The 24858-nt window shown below is 61.9% G+C and carries 23 protein-coding genes and 1 pseudogene; 22 read left to right on the forward strand and 2 right to left on the reverse strand.

From position 1 onward, the window contains the following. The first annotated feature begins 92 nt into the window (after positions 1-92). The 13 genes and pseudogenes from FJ953_RS00335 to FJ953_RS00390 all read left to right on the forward strand — a co-directional run bounded on the left by FJ953_RS00335 (position 93) and on the right by FJ953_RS00390 (position 12960). Complete coding sequence (locus FJ953_RS00335) at positions 93-1424, forward strand: aspartate aminotransferase family protein (RefSeq protein ID WP_140622699.1); 1332 nt, start codon at positions 93-95, stop codon at positions 1422-1424. 155 nt (positions 1425-1579) lie between these two features. Continuing rightward, positions 1580-1690 (forward strand): annotated as a pseudogene (locus FJ953_RS30715) (integrase); the annotation flags it as partial. A gap of 223 nt (positions 1691-1913) precedes the next feature. After that, entirely contained in the window at positions 1914-3395 is a 1482-nt protein-coding gene (locus tag FJ953_RS00340; RefSeq protein WP_140622700.1) for a PLP-dependent aminotransferase family protein, read from the forward strand. 129 nt (positions 3396-3524) lie between these two features. Beyond that, positions 3525-4289 carry an ATP-binding cassette domain-containing protein gene (locus tag FJ953_RS00345; RefSeq protein ID WP_140500680.1) on the forward strand — a complete coding sequence of 255 codons (765 nt, stop codon included), beginning with the start codon at positions 3525-3527 and terminating at the stop codon, positions 4287-4289. A 25-nt stretch (positions 4290-4314) separates the two neighbouring features. Then, a complete protein-coding gene (locus FJ953_RS00350) occupies positions 4315-5106 on the forward strand; it encodes a transporter substrate-binding domain-containing protein (RefSeq protein WP_140558734.1) in 792 nt (263 codons plus the stop codon). Between the two features lie 77 nt (positions 5107-5183). Next, a complete protein-coding gene (locus FJ953_RS00355; protein WP_140500678.1) occupies positions 5184-5882 on the forward strand; it encodes an ABC transporter permease subunit in 699 nt (232 codons plus the stop codon). Further along, positions 5879-6613: an ABC transporter permease gene (locus FJ953_RS00360; protein WP_140547246.1), complete on the forward strand. Its 735-nt coding sequence runs from the start codon at positions 5879-5881 to the stop codon at positions 6611-6613. The genes FJ953_RS00355 and FJ953_RS00360 overlap by 4 nt, the downstream gene beginning before the upstream one ends. Next, complete coding sequence (hisN, locus tag FJ953_RS00365; protein ID WP_140500676.1) at positions 6600-7409, forward strand: histidinol-phosphatase; 810 nt, start codon at positions 6600-6602, stop codon at positions 7407-7409. Before FJ953_RS00360 ends, hisN begins: the two co-directional genes overlap by 14 nt. 20 nt (positions 7410-7429) lie before the next feature. After that, a complete protein-coding gene (locus tag FJ953_RS00370) occupies positions 7430-8554 on the forward strand; it encodes an aminotransferase class I/II-fold pyridoxal phosphate-dependent enzyme (RefSeq protein ID WP_140622702.1) in 1125 nt (374 codons plus the stop codon). An 11-nt stretch (positions 8555-8565) separates the two neighbouring features. Then, on the forward strand, positions 8566-9552 hold the full coding sequence (locus FJ953_RS00375) for an ornithine cyclodeaminase family protein (protein WP_140584232.1): 987 nt from the start codon (positions 8566-8568) through the stop codon (positions 9550-9552). Positions 9553-9566: 14 nt separating this feature from the next. Next, positions 9567-10556, forward strand: a complete 990-nt coding sequence (locus tag FJ953_RS00380) for a pyridoxal-phosphate dependent enzyme (RefSeq protein ID WP_140622704.1) — start codon at positions 9567-9569, stop codon at positions 10554-10556. 11 nt (positions 10557-10567) lie between these two features. Next, complete coding sequence (locus FJ953_RS00385; RefSeq protein ID WP_140622706.1) at positions 10568-11827, forward strand: cysteine desulfurase-like protein; 1260 nt, start codon at positions 10568-10570, stop codon at positions 11825-11827. Positions 11828-11838: 11 nt separating this feature from the next. Beyond that, a complete protein-coding gene (locus FJ953_RS00390; protein ID WP_140517481.1) occupies positions 11839-12960 on the forward strand; it encodes an aminotransferase class I/II-fold pyridoxal phosphate-dependent enzyme in 1122 nt (373 codons plus the stop codon). Positions 12961-13160: 200 nt separating this feature from the next. Here the strand turns inward: FJ953_RS00390 and FJ953_RS00395 are convergent, their stop codons facing one another. After that, a complete protein-coding gene (locus tag FJ953_RS00395; protein WP_140517480.1) occupies positions 13161-13637 on the reverse strand; it encodes a hypothetical protein in 477 nt (158 codons plus the stop codon). Between the two features lie 294 nt (positions 13638-13931). Here FJ953_RS00395 and FJ953_RS00400 point away from each other — a divergent pair, with 294 nt between their 5' ends. The 9 genes from FJ953_RS00400 to FJ953_RS00440 are packed head-to-tail and all read left to right on the forward strand — an operon-like array spanning position 13932 to position 23617. Next, entirely contained in the window at positions 13932-15077 is a 1146-nt protein-coding gene (locus tag FJ953_RS00400) for a glycosyltransferase family A protein (protein WP_181165248.1), read from the forward strand. Next, on the forward strand, positions 15074-16090 hold the full coding sequence (locus FJ953_RS00405) for a glycosyltransferase (RefSeq protein ID WP_140517478.1): 1017 nt from the start codon (positions 15074-15076) through the stop codon (positions 16088-16090). Before FJ953_RS00400 ends, FJ953_RS00405 begins: the two co-directional genes overlap by 4 nt. Further along, the gene (locus FJ953_RS00410) at positions 16087-17079 is read left to right on the forward strand and encodes a glycosyltransferase (protein WP_140622708.1); all 993 of its coding nucleotides are present in this window, start codon (positions 16087-16089) and stop codon (positions 17077-17079) included. The genes FJ953_RS00405 and FJ953_RS00410 overlap by 4 nt, the downstream gene beginning before the upstream one ends. After that, a complete protein-coding gene (locus FJ953_RS00415) occupies positions 17063-18166 on the forward strand; it encodes a Gfo/Idh/MocA family oxidoreductase (protein ID WP_181174992.1) in 1104 nt (367 codons plus the stop codon). The genes FJ953_RS00410 and FJ953_RS00415 overlap by 17 nt, the downstream gene beginning before the upstream one ends. Beyond that, complete coding sequence (locus FJ953_RS00420; protein WP_181167683.1) at positions 18163-19257, forward strand: NAD-dependent epimerase/dehydratase family protein; 1095 nt, start codon at positions 18163-18165, stop codon at positions 19255-19257. Before FJ953_RS00415 ends, FJ953_RS00420 begins: the two co-directional genes overlap by 4 nt. Continuing rightward, the gene (locus FJ953_RS00425) at positions 19254-20825 is read left to right on the forward strand and encodes a glycosyltransferase (protein ID WP_140517474.1); all 1572 of its coding nucleotides are present in this window, start codon (positions 19254-19256) and stop codon (positions 20823-20825) included. The genes FJ953_RS00420 and FJ953_RS00425 overlap by 4 nt, the downstream gene beginning before the upstream one ends. Before the next feature lie 41 nt (positions 20826-20866). Beyond that, complete coding sequence (locus FJ953_RS00430) at positions 20867-21811, forward strand: polysaccharide deacetylase family protein (RefSeq protein ID WP_181165251.1); 945 nt, start codon at positions 20867-20869, stop codon at positions 21809-21811. Next, entirely contained in the window at positions 21804-22682 is an 879-nt protein-coding gene (locus tag FJ953_RS00435; RefSeq protein WP_140622712.1) for a glycosyltransferase, read from the forward strand. The genes FJ953_RS00430 and FJ953_RS00435 overlap by 8 nt, the downstream gene beginning before the upstream one ends. Further along, positions 22679-23617 carry a glycosyltransferase gene (locus tag FJ953_RS00440; RefSeq protein ID WP_181165252.1) on the forward strand — a complete coding sequence of 313 codons (939 nt, stop codon included), beginning with the start codon at positions 22679-22681 and terminating at the stop codon, positions 23615-23617. Before FJ953_RS00435 ends, FJ953_RS00440 begins: the two co-directional genes overlap by 4 nt. A 9-nt stretch (positions 23618-23626) precedes the next feature. Here FJ953_RS00440 and FJ953_RS00445 read toward each other — a convergent pair whose 3' ends face one another. Then, complete coding sequence (locus FJ953_RS00445; RefSeq protein WP_140622717.1) at positions 23627-24856, reverse strand: ABC transporter ATP-binding protein; 1230 nt, start codon at positions 24854-24856, stop codon at positions 23627-23629. Between the last annotated feature and the right edge of the window lie 2 nt (positions 24857-24858).

Genomic DNA, 24858 nt, shown 5'->3' on the forward strand with positions numbered 1-24858 from the left:
TCCATCAGTTATCCTGATAAGGAGGTTTGGCGGTGTGCGCGCCGCGCATTCCGTGTTTTCAATCCAGGAGTTCGCAACACGGGAGACACGGCATGAACGCTCCGCACGTCCATTCCAACCTGGACATCGACTGGTCGACCGAGGCCATCGTCGATCGGCGGAACCGCTTCTATTCGGCCACGCAGCGCAAGTTCGTTCCTTACAAGGACCCGCTGATCCTCAAGCGCGGCAAGGGCCAGTATGTCTGGGACGAGAAGGATCGTAAATACATCGACCTGCTCGGCATGAATCTTTGCATCTCGGTCGGCCACGCGCATCCGCAGGTGGTCAAGGCGGCCACCGAGCAACTGGCGGAACTGACGCATTGCACGACGATGTTCTACCACCCGGTTCCGGCTCAGTACGCGGAGGAACTGGTGGCAACGATGCCGGCCGGTCACGATTGGGTCGTACATTTCACCAACAGCGGGGCCGAAGCGATCGATCTTGCGCTGCTGATGGCGCGCTCGCATACCGGCAACATCGACATGCTGGCGCTTGCCTCGAGCTATCACGGCGCCACTTTCGGCGCGCAGTCGGTGACCGGGATAGCGGGTTTTCGCCATCCCGTGCCCCAGCTTGGCGGGGTCACTTTCGTGGCCGAGCCCAACCAGTATCGCGGCATTCACGGCGAAGGCTTGCAGCCCTATCTCGACGAGGTCGAGCGCGCCATAGCGAGTTCAACCAGCGGCGGGCTGGCCGGCATGATTATCGAGCCGGTGCAGGGCTATGGCGGCATCGTGCCGATGCCGCCGGGCTACATTGCCGGCGCTGTCGAGCGTGTCCGCGCGGCCGGCGGTCTCTGTATCATTGATGAAGTGCAATCCGGTGTCGCCCGAACCGGCGATGCCTTCTGGGCGTTTGAATCCCATGGCATTGTGCCCGATATCGTCGTCGTCGCCAAAGGTGTGGGCAACGGCATCCCGCTCGGCGCGGTCATCGCCAAGCGAGATGTCGCTGAATCCATGGCCGATAAATTTCTGTTCCACACCTATGGCGCCAATCCGGTGGCATGCGCGGCCGGCCGAGCCGTGCTAAAGGTCATAAAAGAGGAACGACTCCGGGAGAACGCCCGGGATGTCGGCGCGGTGCTCAAGGGTCGCCTTAACGACATGAAGGAGCGCTTTCCAATCATCGGCGATATCAGGGGCCGTGGGCTTATGCTTGCGATCGAACTCGTCAAGGACGGCGCGACGAAAGAGCCGGCGCCGGAGGAGACGCTCGCCATTTTCGAGGAAACGCGCCGCAACGGGCTCGTCGCCAGCCGCTCGGGACCGTACCGCAATGTCATCCGCATGTGTCCGCCGCTTTGCTTGGCAATGTCCGATGTCGAGGATGTCGTCGACCGCTTCGAAAAAAGCTTTGCGGCATTCAGCGGTCAATAACGGTTCCTGTGCTCGGAGGGGCACAAACCGTTGGCGGCGGCTGAGCAAGCAGAGAGAATCATTCGGAAAGGACCGGGCCAGCCCAAACCGGCTCTGTCGACGTGCGGAGGCTGAGCTGTCAGAAACATGCTTGTTGGATTGAGGTCAGTTATCCTCTGGGAGCCATCCAGTCTTTGCTCGGTCATAGCAAGATCGTGAACACGGTCCGCTATCTGGGAGTCGATGTAGAAGATGCTCTCGAACTTGCCGAGGCAACTGCGGTGTGATCAACAGCGGCTCCACTTCACGAGTGGAGCAGTGAACAATTTGCGCGTGCATCTCGGCCATTTGGTGAACGCTGCCAGTGGCTGAAAGCTGGCATTCGACGCATGCAGAGAAGGCTTTCTGCTCATCGTTCGTCATGTGATAGGGTGATTTCAATTCGATAGGAAGATCATCCTTATGGCTGCGTCGCCGCTCGTGAGGTCCCGCCGTAGCCGGTGAACAGACATGCACGCTTTCAACTATCCCAGCTGGAACAGGATCGTCTTCGACCGCAGCCGTGGCACGCCGTTGAACGAGCAACTTTTCGAGCAGTTGCGCCGCTGGATACGGGATGGCATCGTGGCGCCAGGAGCGCGCCTGCCGCCAAGCCGCGTCATGGCCGAGGAACTCGGGCTCTCGCGCAACACCGTTGTCCTCGCCTATGAGCGACTTGCCACGGAGGGCTATGTCGCACGTCGGATCGGCGCCGGCACCTTCGTCGAAACCATGCTGCCGGAAGACAATCACCCCCGAGCCGAGACGGCGGTCACACCGGTGTCAGGTCCAAATGCGCTCCCGGCACCCTCGCGCCGCGGCCAGGCGCTGCTCGACATGAACCTGCCAGCCGAACGCATCGAGACCTACGATCTCAGCGCCGGCGTGCCGGCGCTGAACGAGTTCCCCTATGACGAGTTCGCTCAGATCGCTAGCCGCCGCTGGCGCGAGCACGCCAGCGCCCACACCGGCTATGACTATTCGCGCGGCGCGCCACTGCTGGCCACCCGCATCGCGGGCTATCTGGCGGAGGCTAAAGCGATCAACTGTCGTCCCGAACAGATCATCGTCATCGGCAATACGCTGCAAGCGGCCGCTCTCGCGTCTCATGTTCTGCTCGACCGCGGCGACACCGTTCTGGTCGAGGATCCTTGCCACATGCCCGAGATCGCCACGCTGGAAGCCTTCGGCCTTGTCACCGTTCCCGCCCCGCTCGACAGGCAAGGCTTCGACACAGAAGCCGCCGGCGTGATGGTCCGAGAGGCGCGTATGGCCGTTGTCTCCCCGACCGAGCAATGGCCGTTCGGCTGCACGATGACGGCGGATCGCCGGCAAAAGCTGCTTGATTGGGCGGCGGACCGGCCCGGCTGGATATTCGAGGATGATTCCAATAGCGAGATCCGCTGGTCGGGCGAAGCGCAGACGACGCTCTACGCGCGCGATCCGCGGCGGGTCATCTATACCGGCTCGTTCAACCGCATGCTGGCGCCCGGCCTGCGGCTCGCCTATTTGATCGCGCCGATGCCGCTGGTCGAGGCGTTCGCCCTCGCCCAGCGTATTTTCTCCTTCTACGCACCGCTACCGGACCAGGCGCTGGTCGCCGACTTCATGGACCAGGGGCGACTCGCCTCGCACCTTCGGCGTATGCGCACCATCTACCGCGATCGCGCCGCCTGCCTGACACAATGCCTGCGCGCAAAGCTGCGAGACGGCTTCGACGTTCCCGACGTTCACGCCGGCCTGCACCTGACCGTCCACGCACGCGAACCGTTTGACGACGTGGCCGTATCGCGAACACTGCTCCAGAAGGGGCTGGACTGCCCACCACTCTCGCGCTACGCACGCCGGGAAACCAAGCCGAAGGGTCTTGTGCTGGGCTTCGGCAACACGTCGGTCCGCCGCATCCCGCGTTGCGTCGACATCCTCGCGCAGACTATCCTCGAACACGGTTGACGACGCATTCACAGCCCACGGGACTGGAATTGGTCCGCTGCCCGTCGGCGAAATTGGCTCTTTGGGCAGCCGCGCTTCCGGGACAATCTCCGTGTCCAGCCGATCGGGAGGCAAGGGCACCAAGTGGACATGGACCAAAACACCGTTCTGCGGGCAAATAACATCCGTAAGAGCTTCGGCGCTCTGGAAGTCTTGAAAGGCGTCGACCTGGTCGCCCATGCCCATGACGTGATCACCATGATCGGCGCCAGCGGGTCAGGCAAGAGCACCTTCCTGCGCTGCATGAATCTTCTGGAAATTCCCGACGCCGGCACGATCGCGGTGGAAGGCGAGGAATTGACGCTGGATCGCAGTTCGGGGCGCGCGAAGCTGAATGCGCGCCAGATCAATCGCATCCGCAGCCGCATCGGCATGGTCTTCCAGAGCTTCAATCTGTGGAGCCAGCGCACCGTGCTCGACAACGTGATGCTTGCACCGATGAAGGTGCTCGGCCTGTCCAAACAGGAGGCCCGGCAGCGAGCCGGGGCCTATCTCGCCAAGGTCGGGCTGTTCGAGAAGCGCGACCACTACCCCGCGCATATTTCCGGCGGCCAGCAGCAGCGCGTCGGCATCGCCCGCGCGCTGGCGATGGAGCCGAAGCTGATGCTGTTCGACGAGCCGACCTCCGCGCTCGACCCGGAACTGGTCGGGGAGGTGCTCTCGGTCATGCGCACGCTCGCCGAAGAAGGACGCACGATGATCGTCGTCACTCATGAAATAGGTTTCGCGCGCGAGATCTCGCGCGAGGTGCTCTTTCTCCACCAGGGCATGGTGGAGGAGCGTGGCCCGCCGGGACAGGTTCTCGGCGATCCGCAATCGGCGCGCTGCCGGGCCTTCCTGCAGCGCGTTCTTTGAACAGGACAAACAACAGGGGAACATGATGAAAAAACTTGTCTTGATGCTTGCGGCCGGCCTCGCCGCCTTCGCCACGCAGGTCTCGGCGCGCGACCTGCGCGTCGGCAGTGAATGCACATACCCGCCGTTCAACTACAAGGACGCGAACGGCGAGTTGCGCGGCTTCGACATCGATGTCGCGAAGGAAGTTGTCAAGCGCCTCGGCGCCGACGCCTCCTTTGTCTGCATGCCTTTCGATTCGCTTATTCCGGGCCTTGTCGCCGGCAAGTTCGATCTTCTCGCCGCGTCGATGTCGATCACCGACGAGCGCAAGAAGAGCATCGACTTTTCGATCCCGTACCGCTCCTCCACCGCCCGGTTCGTCGGTCCGGACGGAAGCGATGCCAAGCCGCTGACGGACGACGGCAAGCCCAACCCCGATGGTCTCAAGGGCAAGACCATCGGGATCGAGCGTGCCTCAACTTACGAGAACTACATGCGAGACAACTTTCCTGAGGCCACGATCCAGCTCTACGACACGGCCGACAACATGCTGCTCGACCTGACCTCGAAGCGGACCGATCTCGTCTTCGCCGGCCCGATCAAGCTCGCCAACGACTTCCTCAACAAGGACCGAGGCAAGGGTTACAAATTCATCGGTCCGGAGATCAAGGACGTGAAGTATTTCGGGCCAGGCGTGGGCATCGGCATGCGCAAGGACGATGCCGGCCTTCGCGACGAGCTCGACAAGGCGATGAAGGCCATGATCGACGACGGCACGTTCAAGACCATCAACGACAAGTACTGGTCGTTCAGCGTGCTGCCGGCATCGAACTAGGCCGAGCCGTACGGTTCATCGCCGGCCATTTCACCCGATGGCCGGCGTCTTTCTTCTTGCCACCGCAGGAGCGGCAGATGGACATTTTCCAGGGATGGGGTTTGGAGGTCGCGCGCGGGCTCATGACCACCGTCGAGGTCGCGCTGCTGTCGCTGGCGGTCGGCCTCGTTTGGGGCATTCTCGGCGCGCTGGCACAGCTCTCCTCGAACTGTGTGCTGCGCGCCATCGGCCGGGGCTTCACTCTGGTCGTGCGCGGCACGCCCGAACTCCTCATCATCCTCATCGCCTATTTCGGCGGCACGGTGGCCCTGACCGGCTTGGCGAAGATGATTGACCCCAGCATCCGCTTTCTCGAAGTGCCGGCGATGCCGGCCGGCGTCTTCGCGCTCAGCCTGGTCTTCGGCGGCTACGCGGCCGAGGTGCTGCGCGGCGCCTATCTCGCCATTCCCAAGGGCGAGATCGAGGCGGCAGATGCCTTCGGCATGTCGGCCGCGACCAGCTTCATCCACATCCGCCTGCCGCTGATGTGGCGCTACGCGCTGCCCGGCCTCGGCAACAACTGGATCTCGCTCATCAAGGACACGTCGCTTATCTCCATCGTCGGGCTGGAGGAGCTGATGCGCATCTCCACCATGGCGACGCAGGTCAATGGCGAACCCTTCCGCTTCTACCTCGCCGCGGCGCTGATCTACCTCCTGCTCACCATACTGAACACCTCGATTGTCGACGCGCTGGAACGGCGTGCGACGCGCGGCGAGAGGAAGCTGGCGCGATGAACTTCGAGCTTATGGTCGAGAGCCTGCCGGCGCTGCTGTCGGCCACCGTCACGACGATCGAACTGCTCGTCGCCTCACTCTTCTGCGGCATGGCGGTGGCACTTCCCGTCGCCATCCTGCGCGTCAGCGGCCCGGCGCCGGTGCGCCTCCTGCTGCACTGGTACATCTACTTCTTCCGCGGCACGCCGCTCCTGGTCCAGATCTTCCTTGTCTATTACGGTCTCGCCCAGCTCGAGGTCGTTCGCGACAGCTTTCTGTGGCCATATCTGCGCCAGGCCTGGGTGTGCGCCATTCTGACCTTCAGCCTGAACACGGCCGCCTACACCGCCTACATCCTGCGCGGCGCCATCGAGGCGGTGCCAGCCGGTGAGATCGAGGCGGCGCGTGCCTGCGGCATGTCGACGGCGTTGACCTACCGCACGATCATCCTGCCGGGCGCCTTCCGCATCGCCCTGCCGGCTTACGGCAACGAGGTGGTCAGCATGCTGAAATCCACATCACTCGCCTCGACCATCACCGTCATGGAGCTGACCGGCGCCGCCAACACGATCGTCGCCCGCACCTTCGCGCCCTATGAGCTCTTCATCACCGCGGCGCTTATCTACCTCACCATTACCTACGTGCTCACCACGGCGTTGCGCGCCCTCGAATACAGGCTTTCACGACACACGCGTCCTCTGGGCGAACCCGCAACCCCACTCATAGAGGGAGCCGACAATGCCGGCATCTGACCCCAAGACCTTTACGGCTTTCGCCGGTTCGCTGGCAGACGTCAGCCGGGCGACAATCCAGGAAGCGCTCAGCGAGCAACACGGCTTCGTTTCCAAGGGCGATGCAAGCCCTGTCACCGCGGTAGACCGGGAGGTCGAGGAGAGGCTGCGCGCGCGCATCCAGGAGGCGTATCCCGACCACGGCATCCTCGGCGAGGAATTTGGGTCCGTCGGCCTCGACGCGGAATGGGTCTGGGTCATCGATCCGATCGACGGCACCAAAGCCTTCATCACCGGCATTCCGACCTTCGGCACGCTGATCGCGCTGGCCCGCAACGGCGTTCCCATGCTCGGGGTCATCGACAATCCCGTCACCAACGAGCGCTGGCTGGGCGCCGACGGTTCGCCGACCACCCTCAACGGCAAGCCCGTACGCACGCGCGCCTGCCAGGACCTTAGCGAGGCCCTTGTCGGCAACGGCAACCCGGAATCCTTCGACGACAAGGATACGGCCGCCTACAAGAGGCTGCGCCGCCAGGTGCGCTGGAGCGTCTATGGCGGCGGTTGCCATGCCTATGGCCGCGTCGCCGACGGCGCGCTGGACATCAATGTGGACGGGGGGCTGGACGCCTTCGATTATTGCGCACTGATCCCGATCGTGCGTAACGCCGGTGGCGTCATGACCGACTGGCAGGGCGGCGAGCTGACGATCCGTTCCGGCCGCCGTTCCGTCGTGGCCAGCGCCACACCTGAGTTGCACAGAACTGTGCTAGGCATCCTGGCCAACGCGACCTCACCGGCCCGCGCGGCTTCCTGAAGAAGAGGAATCGTACACACATGCAGATCGAAGAATTCACCCTCGAACGCATCCAGTCGCTCTACGAGAACATCGTCGAGTACAACCTCTCCGATAGCGGGGTACACCCCTATTCGCTCAACGAACTGCTGAGCCCGGAGGAACGCGAAAAGGTGCTTGCCGCCGAACTCGGTTACGGCTGGACGAACGGTGCCGTCGTCCTTCGCGAGGCGATCGCGGCCACATACAAGAATCGTACGGCCGACGAGGTGATGGTCACCAACGGCTCGGCCGAAGCCAATTTTCTGATGGCGATGACGCTGCTGGAGCCGGGCGACGAGATCATCGTCGTCGTCCCCAACTATCTGCAGATCAGGGGATGGGCGAAGGCGCTCGGCGCGGTGGTACGTGATGTGCCGCTGCGCGAGGAACTGGGCTGGCTGCCCGATCCGGCCAGTATCCGCGCGGCGATTTCGCCCCGCACCAAGGTCATCACGCTCTGCACGCCCAACAATCCGACCGGACGCGTGGTGCCGGCGGACCTGCTCGGGGAAATTGTGGCCATCGCACGCGCCAACGGCATCTGGCTACATACGGATGAGGTCTACAAGGGCGCCGAATACGGTACCGTCGAGCCGCCGAGCAGCGTCGACCTTTATGAGAAAGCCATCGTCACCAACGGCTTGTCGAAGGCGATGGCGATGCCGGGCCTGCGCATCGGCTGGCTGGTCGGCCCTGCCGCCGAGATCTATGCCTCCTGGCAGCGCAAGGACTATACCTCCATCACCACCGGCGCGGTCAGCGAACTGGTCGCGTCGATGGTGTTGCAGCCGGCGCGCCGCAAGGCGATCCTCGACCGCAGCCGGGACCTCCTGTCACGCAATGTCGACATGATGGTGCGCTGGGTCCGCGCCAACGAGGGGCTGGTCTCGCTGGCGCCGCCGCAGGCAGGCGGGATGGCATTCATGCGCTATCACTTGCCGATAAATTCGACCGAACTGGCGCATCGCGTCAAGGACGAGCAGGGCGTGCTTGTCGCGCCGGGCGACGTCTACGGCATGGACGGCTATTTCCGCGTCGGCATCGGCGCGCCGGCGCATGTCCTGGAAGACGGGTTGGAACGTGTGCAGCTCTTCCTGCGCGGCCTTGCCCGCTCGGCGGCCTGAACGGAACGACCATGGCTAGGCCAGCCGCAAACATGCCGCTCATCCTCGACCGGGCGGAGATCCTGCGGCGGCTCGACCACGCCGCCGGTATTGCGGCCGTTCGCGAAAGCCTCGTCGCCTACAGCGCCGGGGCAGTCCAGCAGCCGCCCGTCGTGCATATGGGATTCGCGGCGGCGAACGGCGATTGCCATGTGAAATGCGCCCATGTATCGGGCGCGTCGATCTTCGTCGTCAAAGTCGCGACTGGGTTCTACGACAATCCGACCAAGGGCCTTCCAAGCGGCAACGGCATGATGGTGGCGCTGTCGGCCACGACAGGCGAACCGGTAGCGCTGCTGTTCGACCAAGGCATGCTGACCGACTGGCGCACTGGCTATGCCGGCGCGCTGGCGACCCGGCTGTGCTGGCCTAAGGGCGCGACGCGCCTCGGCATCGTCGGCACCGGAACCCAGGCACGCATTCAGTTACGCGCGCTGCGAGCGCTGGCTCACGGCGAGCCGCTTTCGGTCGCGGTATGGGGCCGCTCCCCAGCGGCGGCGGGACGCTTCGCCGCCGACGTGGCCGACCTTGGCCTCCAGGTATCGCCAGTCGGCTCGCTCGCCGACCTTTGTTCCGATTCACAAGTGATTGTCACCACGACGCCCGCGACCGCGCCGCTGGTACGCGCTGAATGGATCGCGCCCGGCACGCACATTACAGCCGTCGGAGCCGATGCGCCCGGCAAACAGGAATTGGAGAATACGTTGGTCGCGCGCGCCGACACGTTGCTCGCCGATTCGGCCCTGCAGAGTATCGACCATGGCGAGTTCGCTCATGCCATCGTGGCCGGCCTCGTCGAGCCAGAGCGGATCGGTGAGATCGGCGTATCGCTGCGGACTGGCTCATTGACGCGCAAGCCTGGCGACATCAGCATCGCCGACCTGACCGGCCTCGGCGCAGAGGACGCGGCAATCGCCAGCGCCATCCTCGCGAGCGCCGGCACAGCCGCAAACTCTTGACCCAGGACAGAACCATGTCGAACGAAGGTGACATCGCCGCCGCTGCCGCGCGTTCCGTGCGGGCGCATGCCCGCATCCGCGGCCACATCGCGAAGACGCCGCTGCTGGGCGCGTCCGCCGTCGGCGACGCGATCGGTAGCACCGTTTTGTTCAAATGCGAAAATTTCCAGTTCACCAACTCCTTCAAGGCGCGAGGCGCCTTCTCGAAGCTGACCGCGATGGACGATGCGACCGGGGGCCGGCCGTTCGTCACCGCCTCGTCCGGCAACCACGGCATAGCCTCCAGCTTCGCGGCGTCGCGCCTGTTCCGAAAATTGTCGGTCGTGCTTCCGCACAATGTCACGAAGGCCAAACTGGCGCGCATACGGTCCTTTGGCGTCGACGTGATCCTGCATGGCGACGAAAGCGGCCAGTCCGAGGCGCACGCGCGCCGCCTGGGCGAGGAGAAGGGACTCGTCTACGTATCTCCGTACAACGATCCCGACGTTGTTGCTGGCCAGGGCACGATCGGGCTCGAACTGCTGGAAGAGCATTCGCGTATCGACAATGTCTTCATCGCCATGGGCGGCGGCGGGTTGATCGGCGGCATCGGCGCCGTGATGAAGGCCTTCAGTCCGCGCACGCGGATCATCGGCTGCGCGGCCGCCAACAGCATGGCGCTGGCAGCGTCGATGGAAGCGGGCAAGGTGATCGATGTCGAGCACTTGCCGACGTTGGCCGACGGCGTCGCCGGCGGCATGGATGAGGATTCAGTCACGCTCGGCCTCGCCCGGTCGGTCGTCGACGATGTGGTCATCTGTTCCGAAGCCGAGATCGCCGGCGCGCTCGCCCGTCTCGCGATCGAAGAGCATCTATTGGTCGAGGGTGCAGCCGGCCTAGCGCTGGCAGGGCTGATGAAGCACCCGGAACGGTACCGCGGCCAAGTCAATGCGATCGTGCTGTGCGGCGGGAATTTCGACTACGACGAACTGACGGCCGCGATCGCGGCGGTGCGACCGACCTGAAAGGGAATTCCATGACGACTGGACGATGGGACATCGAGGCGGTGCGCGGGGCCTTCCCGGCGCTGGCGATCACCGACGACGGCAAGCCACGTATCTATCTCGACGCGCCGGGCGGCTCGCAAGTACCGGCACGCGTGGTCGAGCGCATGAGCGAGGTGATGCTGCGAAGCTGCGCCAACGAGGGCGGTGCCTTCCACACCTCGCGTGATAGCGACCGCATCTTGGTGGGAGCGCATGCAGCGGCGGCCGCCTTGCTCGGTGCACAGCCGGACGAGATCGTCTTCGGCCTCAACAGCACCTCGCTGATCTTCCATTTTTCGCGCATGGTGGCACGCGACTGGAAACCGGGCGACGAGATCGTGCTTACCCGCATGGACCATGATGGCAATGTCGGCCCGTGGATCATCGCAGCCGAGGAACGTGGCGTCACCGTCCGCTGGCTCGAGTTCGATACCGAAACCTTCGAATATCGCTACGACATGCTGGACCAACTGATCGGCCCGCGCACGCGTCTGGTTGCCTGCAATCACGCGAGCAACATCTTCGGCACCGTCAACGACGTTGCCCGTATCGTGGCTGCTGGTAAAGCTGCCGGCGCCGTCACCATGGTCGATGCCGTGCAGTCGGCGCCGCATTTGGCCCTCGACGTGTCGGCGATCGGCTGCGACCTGCTCGCATGCTCTGCCTACAAGTTCTTCGGTCCGCACGCCGGGGTCATGTATATACGGCCGGAGCTGCGCGACCGGCTCACGCCGCTCAAGGTGCGGCCCGCCTCCTTCGACATGCCGTGGCGCCACACCCCCGGCACTCCCTCCTTCGAGGCGCAGGCCGGCACGCAGGCGGCGATCGAGCACATCGCTTGGCTCGGCGAGCAGTGCGCCGGCGTCGACGTTGCCGCGCCGCTGCGCCAGCGCATCGTGGCGGGATTGGAGGCGGCGACCGACTACGAAGCCGGACTGATGGACCGGTTCCTGGCGGGTGTTGCCGGCATTCCCGGTTTCAAGCTCTGCGGCATCGCCAGCCGCAACCGGCTGGACGCCCGTGTGCCCACCTTCAGCTTCCGGCTGGCCAAGAGGTCGCCGCAGGAGATCGCAGCCGCGCTGGCGGGCGAAAACATCTTCGGCTGGGCCGGCGATTTCTACGCTTATGAAGCCTCCGGCCTGCTCGGCCTGCGCGAGCAAGGCGGAGTCGCTCGGCTCGGCCTATCGCATTACACCACAGCAGACGAGGTCGACCAGGCCGTTTTGGCCGTCGCCCGGCTGGCAGCCTGACGGGGGAAAGCATGGACTACGCACGCATGGTGATCGAGAAGGAATCACCGGAGGAATACGGCTATGACCGCATTCGCTTCAACCTGTCGGAAAGCTCCGTACGAGACCGTAAGCTGTCCGATTTCCATCTCTCCGTCCCTGACCTGCTGCTGCCCTATGGCGAGCATCGCGGCGACCCTGAGCTTCGGGCGTTGGTAGCCGCGCAGGGCAAGGGCCTCGGCCCCAACAACGTTTTGGTGGCCGCCGGCGCCGCTGGCGCGCTGTTCATCATCGCCACCACGCTTCTATCGCGCGACGACCATCTTGTCGTGGTGCGGCCGAACTATGCCACTAACATCGAGACGCCGCGCGCCATCGGCTGCGGCATCACCTTTATCGACCTCAAATTCGACGATCGGTTCGGCCTCGACATCGATGCCGTCGCCAGCGCTCTGCGCCCGAACACCCGCTATGTCAGCATCACCTGCCCGCATAACCCAACCGGCACGATGATCGGCCGCCCTCAACTGGACGCGCTGATCGCCTTGGTCGAAAAGGCGGGATGCAGGCTACTGGTGGACGAAACCTACCGCGACCTGACCCATGGCGAGATGCTGCCCCCCGCCGCCTCGCTCAGCCCCGCCGCGATCAGTGTGGCTTCGCTGTCCAAGGCTTACGGCGCGCCGGGCATCCGCGTGGGCTGGATCATGACGCGCGACGTGCACTTGATGGAGCGCTTCCTGGCGGCGAAGGAGCAGATCGGCATCTGCGGCAGCGTCGTCGACGAGTGGATCGGCGCCCGCATCCTGGAAGGCCGCGACGCCTTCCTCGCCGCGCAGGCGCCAGTGCTAGCCGGACGCCTTGCCATCATGCGCGATTGGATTGAGAGCGACGAGCTGATCGAATGGGTCGAGCCCCAGGGCGGCGTGGTCTGCTTCCCCCGTTTCCGTCATGGTCCGGGATTCGATTTCGACGACTTTTACGCAGACCTGCTGGAAAGCTATGGCACCTATGTCGGTCCGGGCCACTGGTTCGAGATGCCGCGCAACCACATGCGTGTCGGCTTCCTCTATCCTCTTGAGGACGAACTGCGGGGTGGCCTGGCGGCGATCTCCGCAGCGATTCGCAAGCATTCTTCCCGGCAAAGGTCGTGACATATACGGCGATGTCCTGCCGCTGAAGGCGGCCGTCGCCGGGGCACCGGGTGAGGCCGACGCGCGCCCTTCGACGATGGCAGTAAGGTCTATCTGGAAATTCCTGTGCCGCATCGATCAGGGCGAGGCACCCCCGCTCTTCATCATCGGGCGGGCGGAGGCAGCCAGCGACAAAGCGGCGCCTGATCCTGGGCTGCAGATCACGCTCGCGCATCAACCGCTTGACCTTCTTGGGGCTGACGACGATGCCGCGCTGCCAGCGCCGCCTGCATGCGGCGATAGCCGTAAGCTTCGAAGCTGTCGGAGATTTGACCCATCGTCTCGACGAGCGCTGTGTCATCCACGGCGGTGTCGGGCTGATCGTAGTAGGTTGATCGCGCGCCATCAGCCGGCAATCCTGCTTGTTCAATTTGTCCGGTCCCAGGGGCGAACTCCAGATGGAAGGCGAATTTCCGCAGTCTTGGGTGCGATTCAGTCAGCTCGTGACATTCGTGAACGCGCGCAGCAAAGAGACCGTTTATTCTCGCGGCATCCCGAAACGGTCGCGAATTTTCCTTAACGGGTACCGCTTTTGACGATCTATCTACTCGCCATCCAGGGGCATAGATTGCAGGAAACAGCAGATACTCTCGGATCCGCCACTCTGCGTGGGCGGCTCTACGCACGGGCGAGATCATTTTGGGTCACTTAGTCAGGGTGCAGCGTGGGCTATTGCGTGAGTTTTCGAACCCCAAGTCGGCCAGGGGCGAAAGGAAAATACGCTATGGGCTGTGGCACAAAGAGAATGGATCGGCCACCTAAGAAGGCCGCGCGAGGGCCGTCCAGTGTGCGTGGCCCCAAATGTTAGTGAGCCGGACAGCGGCCGTTTAGCAGTACATGCAGAGCTCAGAGGCCGGGTGACAGTGAAGGGAAGTGGCCGCACCAAGGGGAGTTGTTCTACGAGCAACTCACAATGTCCTACTCACGCATTCGTGGCTGTCATTATCCCTGCCTACAACGCAGAACAATTTATCGAACGCACCTTGGCGTCGGTGATAAACCAGACCTACAGAAACATCGAAATAATAGTCGTTGATGACGGTTCGACTGATGAAACTGCATCAATCGTCCGCCGACTATCCAATGACGACCCGCGTATCAAGCTGCTCCAACAGAAGAACAGTGGCGTCGCGTCGGCGCGGAATACGGGGATACGTGCAAGCAAGGGCATCTATATAGCACCTATAGACGCCGACGATCTCTGGCACCCAACCAAACTCGAAAAGCAGCTGCGTGTTTTCGCTGCAGCAGGCAATGATGTTGGGCTTGTCTATACGCTTTACCGGACGATTGATGCCGATGATAAGGCGATCATTACGCCTAAGCGCATGCACCCGCACGGATGGGTATTCATGCAGCATCTCGGACAGAACTTTATCGGTCACGGAAGTTCGGCAATGTTCCGGCGCGATGTCTTACTCGAAATGGGTGGCTATTCCTCGCGACTGCGCGAAAACGGTGCGGAGGGTTGTGAGGACTTCTTCCTCCAATTGAGTATCGCCTCGAAATACCGATTCGATGTCGTCAAGGAGCACTTGGTCGGATACCGCCGAACGCCAGGAGCCATGTCGCAAGATTTCGTCCGAATGCTCATCTCGCGTCGGATGGTGCTCGAGAGCCTCTTTGCTCGCTGCAGCGAGATGGTGAGCCCGATCCTATCGGATGTGATGTTCCGTAACGATGTCGAGATCGCCAGGCTCGGGCTTAAAAGGCGCCGCTTTGCTGCCGTCGGCATGAACTTCGCCAGAGTGCTCTGGCGATCGCCCTCGCAGTTCGCGAAAGTCGTCGGTGCGACGCTTGCCATTTTCCGGCGCAAGGCGAAACAAGGAACCAAACTGGAACGCGAAGGCCGCAGCTCGGGGATCGGGAAACCGTTCTGGGACTACGCTGTCGATGAGCTTTTCGATCGCGGCGAGAATACCGATTACCGTGCCTTGCTCAACAATCTGGCTGCAATGGACAGCAAACTTGGACCCTGCGGAGGCTATTTGGCGCAGCATCCCGAACGAGGAACCTTTGCAATGCCCCAAGAGGGCAGCGGCTCAGACAGCCCGTTTCTCCTTAGAGGCTTGGAATGAAGAAGCTGCTGCTGTCGGAAGAGCAGATGTCGTCGGGCCGCAATTTGGCTCAGAGGGCAGAATGCACTTTTGAGCGGACAGTGAATGAACCGACGGTCAGTGTGACCGTGCTCATTGTCACCTACAATCACGCTCGCTACGTAGCGGCAGCGATCGACAGCGTTCTCATGCAAGATACGGAATCCGGTGTCGAGATCCTGATCAGCGAAGATTTTTCGACGGACGGTACCCGGGAGATCGTGGAGCGGTATGTATCCGATTATCCCGAAAGACTATCGGCGATCTATTCTGGCAGCAATTTGAGATCCAACGAGGTCGTTGCGAGAGGACTCCGGGTTGCGCGCGGGCGCTATGTCTCGATCCTTGATGGCGACGACCTGTGGACATCCAAGACCAAGCTGCGAGATCAGGTGGCCCATCTTGACGCGCATCCTGAGCTCTCGGCCATATTTTACAATGCGCTCGTGGCGCACGGCGACGAGATCACGTCGCGGCGGTGGACGCCACGGGATCAGAAGCCCTTAATCACACAAAGGGAAATTTGGGAAGGCAATCCCTTCGCCACTTGCGGCGGTATGATGCGAACCGCGTGCGTTCGGGATGTACCGTCTTGGTATGCAGATTTCTTTCCGATTACTGATTGGCCGCTGTATGTGCATTGCGCAAAGACAGCAGACCTCGCCTTTGTCGACGAGGTGGCAGGTATCTATCGTCTGCACCCGGGTGGGCTTGTATCGGCGCTGCCAAGCCCGCTCAGGCTTGATGCGATCGAGGGATTCTACCGGCGAATGGCGAATGTCATGGATGCCCGTGGGGCACAGTTTGCCCGTGGCGGCTGTTCCCGCTACTTTTACGAATGGTCGAAGCAGTATCTGAACGGAGGTGACTTGCCGTCGGCCAGATCGTGCTTCCTACGATTGCTGCGAAGCGGCACTGGCGGAAACAACGTGCCGAAACGCGATATCGCGCGGTTGGCACTGCTCCTGCTGAAATCCTCGGTGCTCGGGAGATGACGGCTTTCCGCAACTTCGAGAATCGCGATCCGGTCCCGTCATTGCCACAGGCGGCTGTTCGTCCGAAGTGGTCGGTGATGATCCCCGTCTATAATAGCGCCCGCTTTCTTGCCTCAACGCTGCAAAGCGTGCTCGCGCAAGCCCCTGACCCGGCTCATATGCAGATCGAAGTGGTTGACGATTGTTCGTCCGACGATCCGCAAAAAGTCGTGAACGAAATCGGGGGAAGGCGTGTCGGCTTTTTCCGCCAGCCGCAAAACCTCGGCCACATCGGCAACTTCCATACCTGTCTGAGCCGAGCCCAGGGGGAACTTGTCCATCTCCTGCACGGCGACGATGCCGTCCGACCAGAATTTTACGAATTGCTCGGTCGGGGTTTCGATGCGGATCCGAGAGTAGGAGCGGCGTTCTGCCGGACGGTCTTCATGGACGCCCACGGACAGGAGTTGTCGATCGAACCTGCAATGCAGTCAGTCTCCGGAAGGCTTGAGAATGCGGTGATCCGATTGGCGCTCGAACAGCGCATCATGACGCCGTCCATCGCGGTCCGACGCGCGGTCTACGAAGAACTCGGCGGCTTCGACCGGCGGCTGAAATGCAGCGAAGACTGGGAGATGTGGATACGCATCGCTTCTCGTTTTCCTGTCTGGTACGAACCGCAAGCCCTTGCGCTTTATCGGATGCACCCGCAATCGAACACAGGGCGCCATATCCGGAATGCCGCGGACATGGCCTACACGCGAATGGCGATTGATATTTTCAAGAGCTATCTTCCAAGCGAACTCGCGGACGATGTCGCCGCATCGGCTCGGCGGACTTATTCGCAAAGCGCTCTCGAAACCGGACGGCGGCTGCTTAGCTCTGGTGATTGGGCTGGATGCCTCGCGCAAATGAGTGAAGCCTTCCACCTCGATCCGTCGCTCAAGACAATTGGACGTATGCTGTGGCTCGTTGCGAAGCAGGGAGGCGAGATTGTCCGCCCAAATTGAAACTGTGCAACGGCAGCCGGCACGGCTGCGGCAAGGTGAGCCTGTCCGTCTCGTTTTGGCCGGATGTGGCGCCGTCACGAAGCTCTACTATGCGGAAGCGCTGTCGCGCCTTCAAGGCAGAGGCCAGATCGCAGTCGCAGCCATCTTTGATCCCGAAGCGAAATCCGCCGCGGTCGTACAGGCGCGGCTGCCCGGAGCGAAGGTTGCAGCCAGTTTCGACGGCCTTCTGGCTGTGGGCGCCGATGTGGCGATCATCGCTTCCCCGCCTCGATACCATCTTGATCAGTCGATGCAGGCGTTGCGGGCCGGCATGCATGTTCTGTGCGAGAAGCCGATGGCCACGAGCAGCTCCGACGCAGACCTTATCCTGGCGGTAGCGGCAGCCAACAATCTACATGTGGCAACAGGCCTCGTCAGAAGGCAGTTCCCTGCCACCCGATCGATAAAGGCCATGGTCGAGGGCGGATTGATCGGAAAAATTCAAGGTGTCTGTTGTTTTGAGGGTGGCCCTTTCCAGTGGCCTGTCGCTTCGACGAGCTATTTCAGCCCCGCGGAATCCGGCGGTGGCGTGCTTCAGGACATAGGCACGCATTGCCTTGACCTCCTGACCTGGTGGTTCGGAGAGCCCCATGAAATCCACTACGCCGATGACGCAATGGGCGGCGTCGAGGCGAACTGCCTTGTCCGGTTAGGTTTTGGCGGCTTCGAGGCAACGGTCCGGCTGAGCCGTGATTGGGCTCGTCCGAACCTTTACCGTCTTGAGGGCGAACGTGGCTCGATTTCTTGGGCAGTCAATGAGACGGAGCTTGTAGAGATCGCCTTGAAAGGATGCCGCACGGCAGCCACCGCCTCCTTCACCAACACCGACGACCGGTCGCGCGATTTCGTCGACGCGTTCTGCGATCAGATTTCGGACTTGGTCGACACGGTCCGAAATGGAACCCTCCTTTCCGGGTCAGCCACAGCGGGGCGCAACGTGCTCAAGCGAATCGAGGAATGCTATGCCAGACGGAAACGGCTGGACATGCCTTGGCTCGGAGCAGAAGACTTTCGCCACGTCATTGCTTCCGCCGAGACCAGACAATGACCGGCACTGTTGCCGTGCTTGGCGCCAACGGCTTCATAGGTTGCCGGACAGTGGAGTTGCTGCATCTTTCCGGCTGGGCTGAGGTGAGGCCGATCGTTCGCAGGCCGAGTGCTTTCGCCAGCCTGTCCCGCTTTGCGATCGATGGAAGGGTGGCGGACGCGCATGACGTTCCGGCTCTTACTGCGGCCCTTCTTGGCTGTCAGTCCGTTGTTCATGCAGTTGCCGGTGATAGTCGCACGATCGTCGATGCCGTCGAGCCTGTCTATCTTGCCGCCGCCGCTGCGGGCGTCGTTCGCCTGGTCTACCTCAGTAGCGCATCCGTTCATGGCCAATCGCCGCTGCCCGGAACGGACGAAACGAGCGCGCTGCACGACGGCCAGACGGTCGAGTACAACAATGCCAAGGTTCGTGCTGAACGTCGTCTCGGGGAATTGTCACGGGACGGTGCAGTCCAGGTGGTGGTGCTGCGGCCCGGAATTGTCTTTGGCCCGCGCTCCAGCTGGACGGGGGGCTTCGCCAACGATCTCCTCGACGGCTCTGCCTATCTGGTGGATGGCGGCCATGGCATCTGCAACAGCGCTTATGTCGACAATGTCGTTCATGCGATCAAGCTTGCCATCGAAGTGCCCGAGGCGGCTGGGCGAACTTATCTGGTCGGGGACCGCGAAAGGATAAGTTGGGCAGATCTTTGCCGCCCGATAGCCGAGGCATTGGGCTTCGACCTGGCTGCGATTTCGGTTTCCGCGCCATTGTCATTCGCGCCGAACTGGACACAATGGCTGAGAGATGGCGACCTTTACCGGCGGCTTGTCCGAAGCCTCCCGAGACCCGTTCGTAGCGGACTAAAGGTAGGCTATGCCGAGTGGCGGAAATCAGGGCTCGATCAGAGGCCGCCTATGGCTCCAAAGATCAAGGTATCTGAAGAACGTGCGCTGTTGCACCGGTGTCGGGTGAAACTCCCGTCGGCTAAGGCCGAGCGCGAGCTCGGATACCAGCCGGTGGTCGGCTTCGAGGAGGCATGTCGGCGCTCAGTCGCATGGCTAACCTTTGCCGGCTACCCGACTGCGCAGAGCCAAGTGGGCGAAAGATGACCGTCAGACCCGCCGCAGCCTGTGTCTCGGTTGTCATTACGACCTATAACCATGCTCGATTTCTCGCGGAAGCGATCGACAGTGTCCGGAACCAGAGCGTGCGGCCCGATGAGATCATCGTTGTGGACGATGGTTCGTTGGACAATCCCGAAAATGTTGTTCGCCGGTATGTCGACGTCCACTACATCCGCCAAGAAAACCAGGGTTTAGCCGCTGCCCGCAATACGGGAATGAAGGCAGCACGTGGCGAATTCATCGCGTTCCTGGATGCCGATGACAGGCTGCGCCCGACGGCGCTCGCTACCAATCTTGCTTTGTTCCATGACAGTCCGGATTGCGCCTTTGTCTATGGAGCCTATTGCTACATCGATGAGGCCGGCGCAGTCAGGAATTCAGTTCCGCTGAGGCCGGTGGGAGAGGACCCGTATGCCGGATTCTTGACCGGCAACCTGATTGGAATGCATGCGACAGTGCTCTATCGGCGTAGCACATTGGAGGCTGCTGGCGGATTTGACCGATCCCTGCGGGCTTGCGAGGATTACGACGTCTACCTTCGCCTGTCTCGGGCAAACAAGGCCGCATGCACCCCGGAGTGTCTCGCAGATTACCGCAGGCACGCAACGAATATGTCCAACAGCAATCCGATGATGTTGCGCGCGGCGCTCAAAGTCCTTGGCCGGCAGAGGAATCTTGCGCGGACCAATCCAGACTGGACGGCCGCCTACCATCAGGGCGTCGAAAATTGGAAACGCTATTATGCGCACATGCAACTGGGACAGCTTAGTACAGCGGTTCGATCCCGTTCTTCGCTCGGCGGTCAGCTCCTGAACACCATTGCCGTTTCGCTCGCAGCGCCATTGCAGACCACCATGATGCTGCGGCAGCGTTTCAAGGGCTGGTCAAGTCGGCGCCGATCGGGCGTCCGGTTCGGTGACCTCAGCCGCCCGCTGCCCTTCAGTACAAATTTCGGTTTTGATCGCGGCAAGCCAGTGGACCGCCGCTATGTCGAGACTTTCCTCGCATCATGTTCGCTGAACATATCCGGCAGGGTTCTGGAGATCGGGGACAACGCCTATACGACCCGCTTCGGAGGCAGTCGAGTTGCCAGGAGCGACGTTCTAAACCGATATGAAGGCCACCCGCTGACGACCTTCGTTGGCGATCTGGCCAACGGCGACGACCTGCCGCTCGAGACATTTGACTGCATCGTGCTCACCCAGACCCTGCACCTCCTTTTCAACATGCCTGTCGCGGTTGCAACCCTATGGCGGATGCTGAAACCGGGAGGCGTGCTTCTGGTCACGGTCCCTTGGGTAAGCCCGATTGACCGAGGAGAATGGGGCGAGAGCTGGTTCTGGTCGATAACCCCGGCGGCGCTGGGCCGGCTTCTCTCAGACAGATTCGGGGTGGAGAATGTCGAAGTCCGCCACTATGGAAACGCCTATTCGGCTACCGGGTTTCTCTATGGCTTGGCGGAGCATGAGCTGAATTCGGCAATGCTCGATGTGCATGACCCATGTTGCCCGGTGATTGTCGCCGCGCGCGCTTTCAGGCGACGAGCGGCGTGACAGTGCGTCAAGCTCTTAGCAAGCTCCTGCGACGGGGCCGATTGCTTGCCGGTTACAACCGGCCGCTCGTGCTGATGTATCATCGCGTCGGAGAACCACGCGTCGATCCTTGGGAACTCTCGGTCTCGCCACAAAATTTCGCACGCCAAATCGAAATCCTGACAAAGGCGCGCGATATTGTTCCCCTGCAATGGCTGGCACAACGGCTTCGGGACGGAAAGCCAGCGAGAAATGCCGCGGCAGTTACCTTTGACGACGGTTATGCGGATGTCGTGCAAAATGCCGTGCCGGTCATGCTACGCATGAACGCTCCTGTGACCGTCTTCGTCACTACCCACGCGCTCAGCGACCCCTCAGTGTTCTGGTGGGATATTCTGTCGCGCATCACTTTGGAAACGCCTGCTCTCCCGGAGAGGCTCGCGATCCAGATCGCAGGCCGAAACTATGATTGGCTCGTGACGGAGGACGCCACGCGCGCGAAATCGAATCTCGTCATCAGCCGCACGGCGCTCCATTTCGGCTTGCACGCACTGCTGAAGCCGTTGAGAGTACACGAACGGAGGAGGGCGCTGCAGCAGCTGGCAAGATGGGCAGGAACCGACGCCAGCCCCCGAAGGCGTGACCGCGCCATGACTCATTCGGAGCTGCGGCATCTCGCCGACACCGATGGCGTTTCGATCGGTGCCCACACCTGCACGCATCCATCCCTGCCGTTGCTGAAACGGGACAGTCTTGAACGCGAGATCTCTGCTAGCCGTCAACAATGCGAAGAGATTACAGGGCGGAGGGTGGCGGGATTCGCATACCCCTTCGGAGACTTCGACGACAGCACCGCCGAAGCGGTAAGATCTGCTGGCATGGACTATGCAGTAACCACCCTGCCGCGTGAAGCTGGGCTCAGGGTCGACCCTTTCCGACTGCCGCGGGTCACGGTCGCTGATTGGGGTGAGATAGAGTTCCGGCGCGCGGTCCTTTGCCATGGCTGACCATGCATGCCGAGAACCGCGCGTCACGGGAATCATCGTCGTGTTCAACGGCGAGAAATATCTCCGAGAAGCTATTGACAGCGTTGTAGGTCAAAGCTTCACCGACTGGGAACTCCTCGTCGTCGACGATGGCTCGACGGACCGGTCATCTGTCATCGTGCGCGACTATGCGCAGCGCTTGCCAGGCAAGGTGCGACTACTCTCCCATCCCGACAAGGGCAATCATGGTATCAGCGCGTCGCGCAACCGCGGGCTGGCCGAGGCGCGGGGCGCCTATGTCGCGTTTCTCGATGCAGACGATACATGGCTGCCCGAAAAGCTGTCCGAACAAGTCTCCATCATGGAAAACGATCCGGCGCTCGGTCTAATCTACGGCCGGACGTTGATCTGGCATAGCTGGGCAAAGCTTGCTGGTCGTGCGGACTACTATTACCCGCTCGGAGTCGAACCGAACGCCCGATACGATCCGCCCGTGCTGCTGGAACTGCTGCTGCAGAACCAAGCCCAGACGCCGACAACTTGCAACGCCCTGATGCGTTCAAGTTTGTTGGCAACGCTCGGGGGATTCGAGAACAGCTTCCGCCTGATGTTCGAAGACCAGACCTTCTTTGCGAAGGCGCTCGCATTCGCGCCCGTCTACGTGTCCGGCCAGACCTGGGCGAGATACCGCCAGCACGTCGAAAGCTGCTCTGCCGCTTCTGCCAGGGCAGGCGCTGACGAAGCCGCGCGTATCACGTTTCTGAGATGGCTGAATGGGGTGATGGCGGATCAGGGCGCCTCCTTCCGCATTCGTTCCGCAATCTGGAAAGTGCTCGCGCGCGAAACCTGGAAGACGAGCAAGCGAAGCATCGTAAGACGGCTGCAGCGATGACTTCCGTGCCGCGGGTGACGATCATAACCCCCTTCCTCAATGCGGCGTCAAATCTGGGTGAAGCGATCGCCAGCGTCCGGGCCCAGACGATTGCAGATTGGGAGCTCTTGCTGGTTGACGACAATTCGACGGACGACAGTATCAGGATCGCCAATGATGCCGCGGCAATCGATCCTCGAATTAAGGTGCTGCGCAGGCCTCCCGGATCCAAGCGTGGCGCCGCGGCAGCGAGAAACGCCGGAATAGCGGCCAGCTGCGGCGATTTGCTTGCCTTCCTGGATGCAGATGATTTGTACGAGCCGCATATGCTGCAGACGGTCCTGGCGGCAGCCGATGCCAACCCGGATGCCGCAATGATTTTCGGGCCGACCAAATGGTGGTACCCGGATGGAGCGCGCTCCGACTGGGTCGAGCCGACGGATGGACTTGCCGCACGCTTACATCAGCCTCCCCGGCTTTTGGGTCGGCTGCTGCTGATGCAGGACGGCCACGTGCCGTGCACCTGTTCCGTGCTCTTGCGGAGAAGCGCGATTAGCACGGTTGGTGGCTTTGAGGAGCACTTTGAGCTCTATGAAGACCAGGCTCTGTGGGCGAAGCTATTCCTGCGATTCCCAGCCTTTATCACTCCTGTAACTCTCGCACGTTACCGGCAGCATTCCTGTTCGGCCTCGGCGATTGCCACTCAGCGAGGGCTCTACGATCGGATGGGGAAACACCCCGCCCGCGCCGCTTTTCTGGACTGGATCGCGGAGCATATGATGGAAAGTGGAACGCGGGATTTCCGCCTCCAATTGGCGCTGCGGCTGGCACGCGCGCCCTATGTCACGCCTGCAACGATCGGAAGCAAAGCCGAACGGCTTGCCCTGAAGATCATGATGTGGACAGCAAAGCAGCGGCGCAGGGTTTGGCGACAGCTTGCGCACGTGGCCAGGTGAAAACAGGCGTCACTTCCTGACCACCCATCGATGCGGGAAGCTGACATTGCCAAAGCCAGGCTGGGCGCTGACCGGTCGATCGTCGAGCAAACCGGGCATGACATCGAACACAGCGGCCGTCTCGACATGGTCTTCGACCACCCTGTCGTCCGCCACCAGCGCTACGTCAATCCTGTAGCGCCCTGGTCTCAGCATAAGGCTGTCCACATGTACCGTGTAGACTTCGCCGTGACGGTCATGCAGGGAATGCTCCCGGCTATCAAAGGAGGTCACAGGATCCCCCAGATCATCAATGATAGTCACAAGGCACTGCAATGTTTCGCGCGGCCCATCAACCTGAAGCCGAAAAGTTGCCGGCTGCCCGGACGCGACGGGACCCATTTCATTGAAAACTTCGATGCCGACCACACGGAGGCGGCCGCGCCCGGTGCGCGTGGATCGCACACTCAGATCGGTTCCTGCGCGGGCCTCAAGCGTCTGGAGATAATCCCGGACCACGTCCTGAGTCGGACCGTCCGCCTGGATCGTCCCGCCGTCGATAAGGATTGCGCGGGTGCAAAGTCGCTGCAGAACCGGCATCTGGTGACTGACGATCAGCACGGTGCGGCCTGTCCCGGCGATGCTCGCTGCCTTGGCGATGCATTTCTTCTGGAACGTGGCATCGCCGACGGCCAAGACCTCATCGACCACCAGAATGTCGGGATTGACGTGGGCGGCAATCGCGAAGGCCAGACGCAAGTACATGCCGCTTGAGTATCGTTTGACAGGCGTATCGAGAAACGGCTCGACCCCGGAGAAATCCACGATCTCGTCAAGCTTGGAATTGATCTCGATGCGCCGCATGCCGAGTATGGCCCCGTTGAGATAAATGTTCTCACGGCCGGTCAGTTCGGCATGGAACCCCGTGCCGACCTCCAGCAAAGCTCCCAGCCGTCCATGTATCGTCGCGCGGCCGGAAGTCGGCTCCACGATCTTCGCCAGTATCTTGAGAATGGTGCTCTTTCCTGCACCGTTGGGACCGATCACGGCAAGGACTTCGCCTGCGTGCACCTCGAAGGAGGCGTTTTTCAACGCCCAGAACGGCTCGTCCGCACCTTTGCGGTGGCTTGTATCGGCCTCCCCGCGAAGACCCCGCCTTTTGCTGGCGAGCGCGTCTCGCAGCGTGGGGAAGCTGTTGTTCGCCACACCAAGTCTATACGCCTTGGAGAGATTGGCAGCCTGGATCACGATGTCGGTCATCA

It is taken from the genome of Mesorhizobium sp. B2-3-6 (assembly GCF_006442305.1).
In the GTDB taxonomy this organism is placed as follows: Bacteria; Pseudomonadota; Alphaproteobacteria; order Rhizobiales; family Rhizobiaceae; genus Mesorhizobium.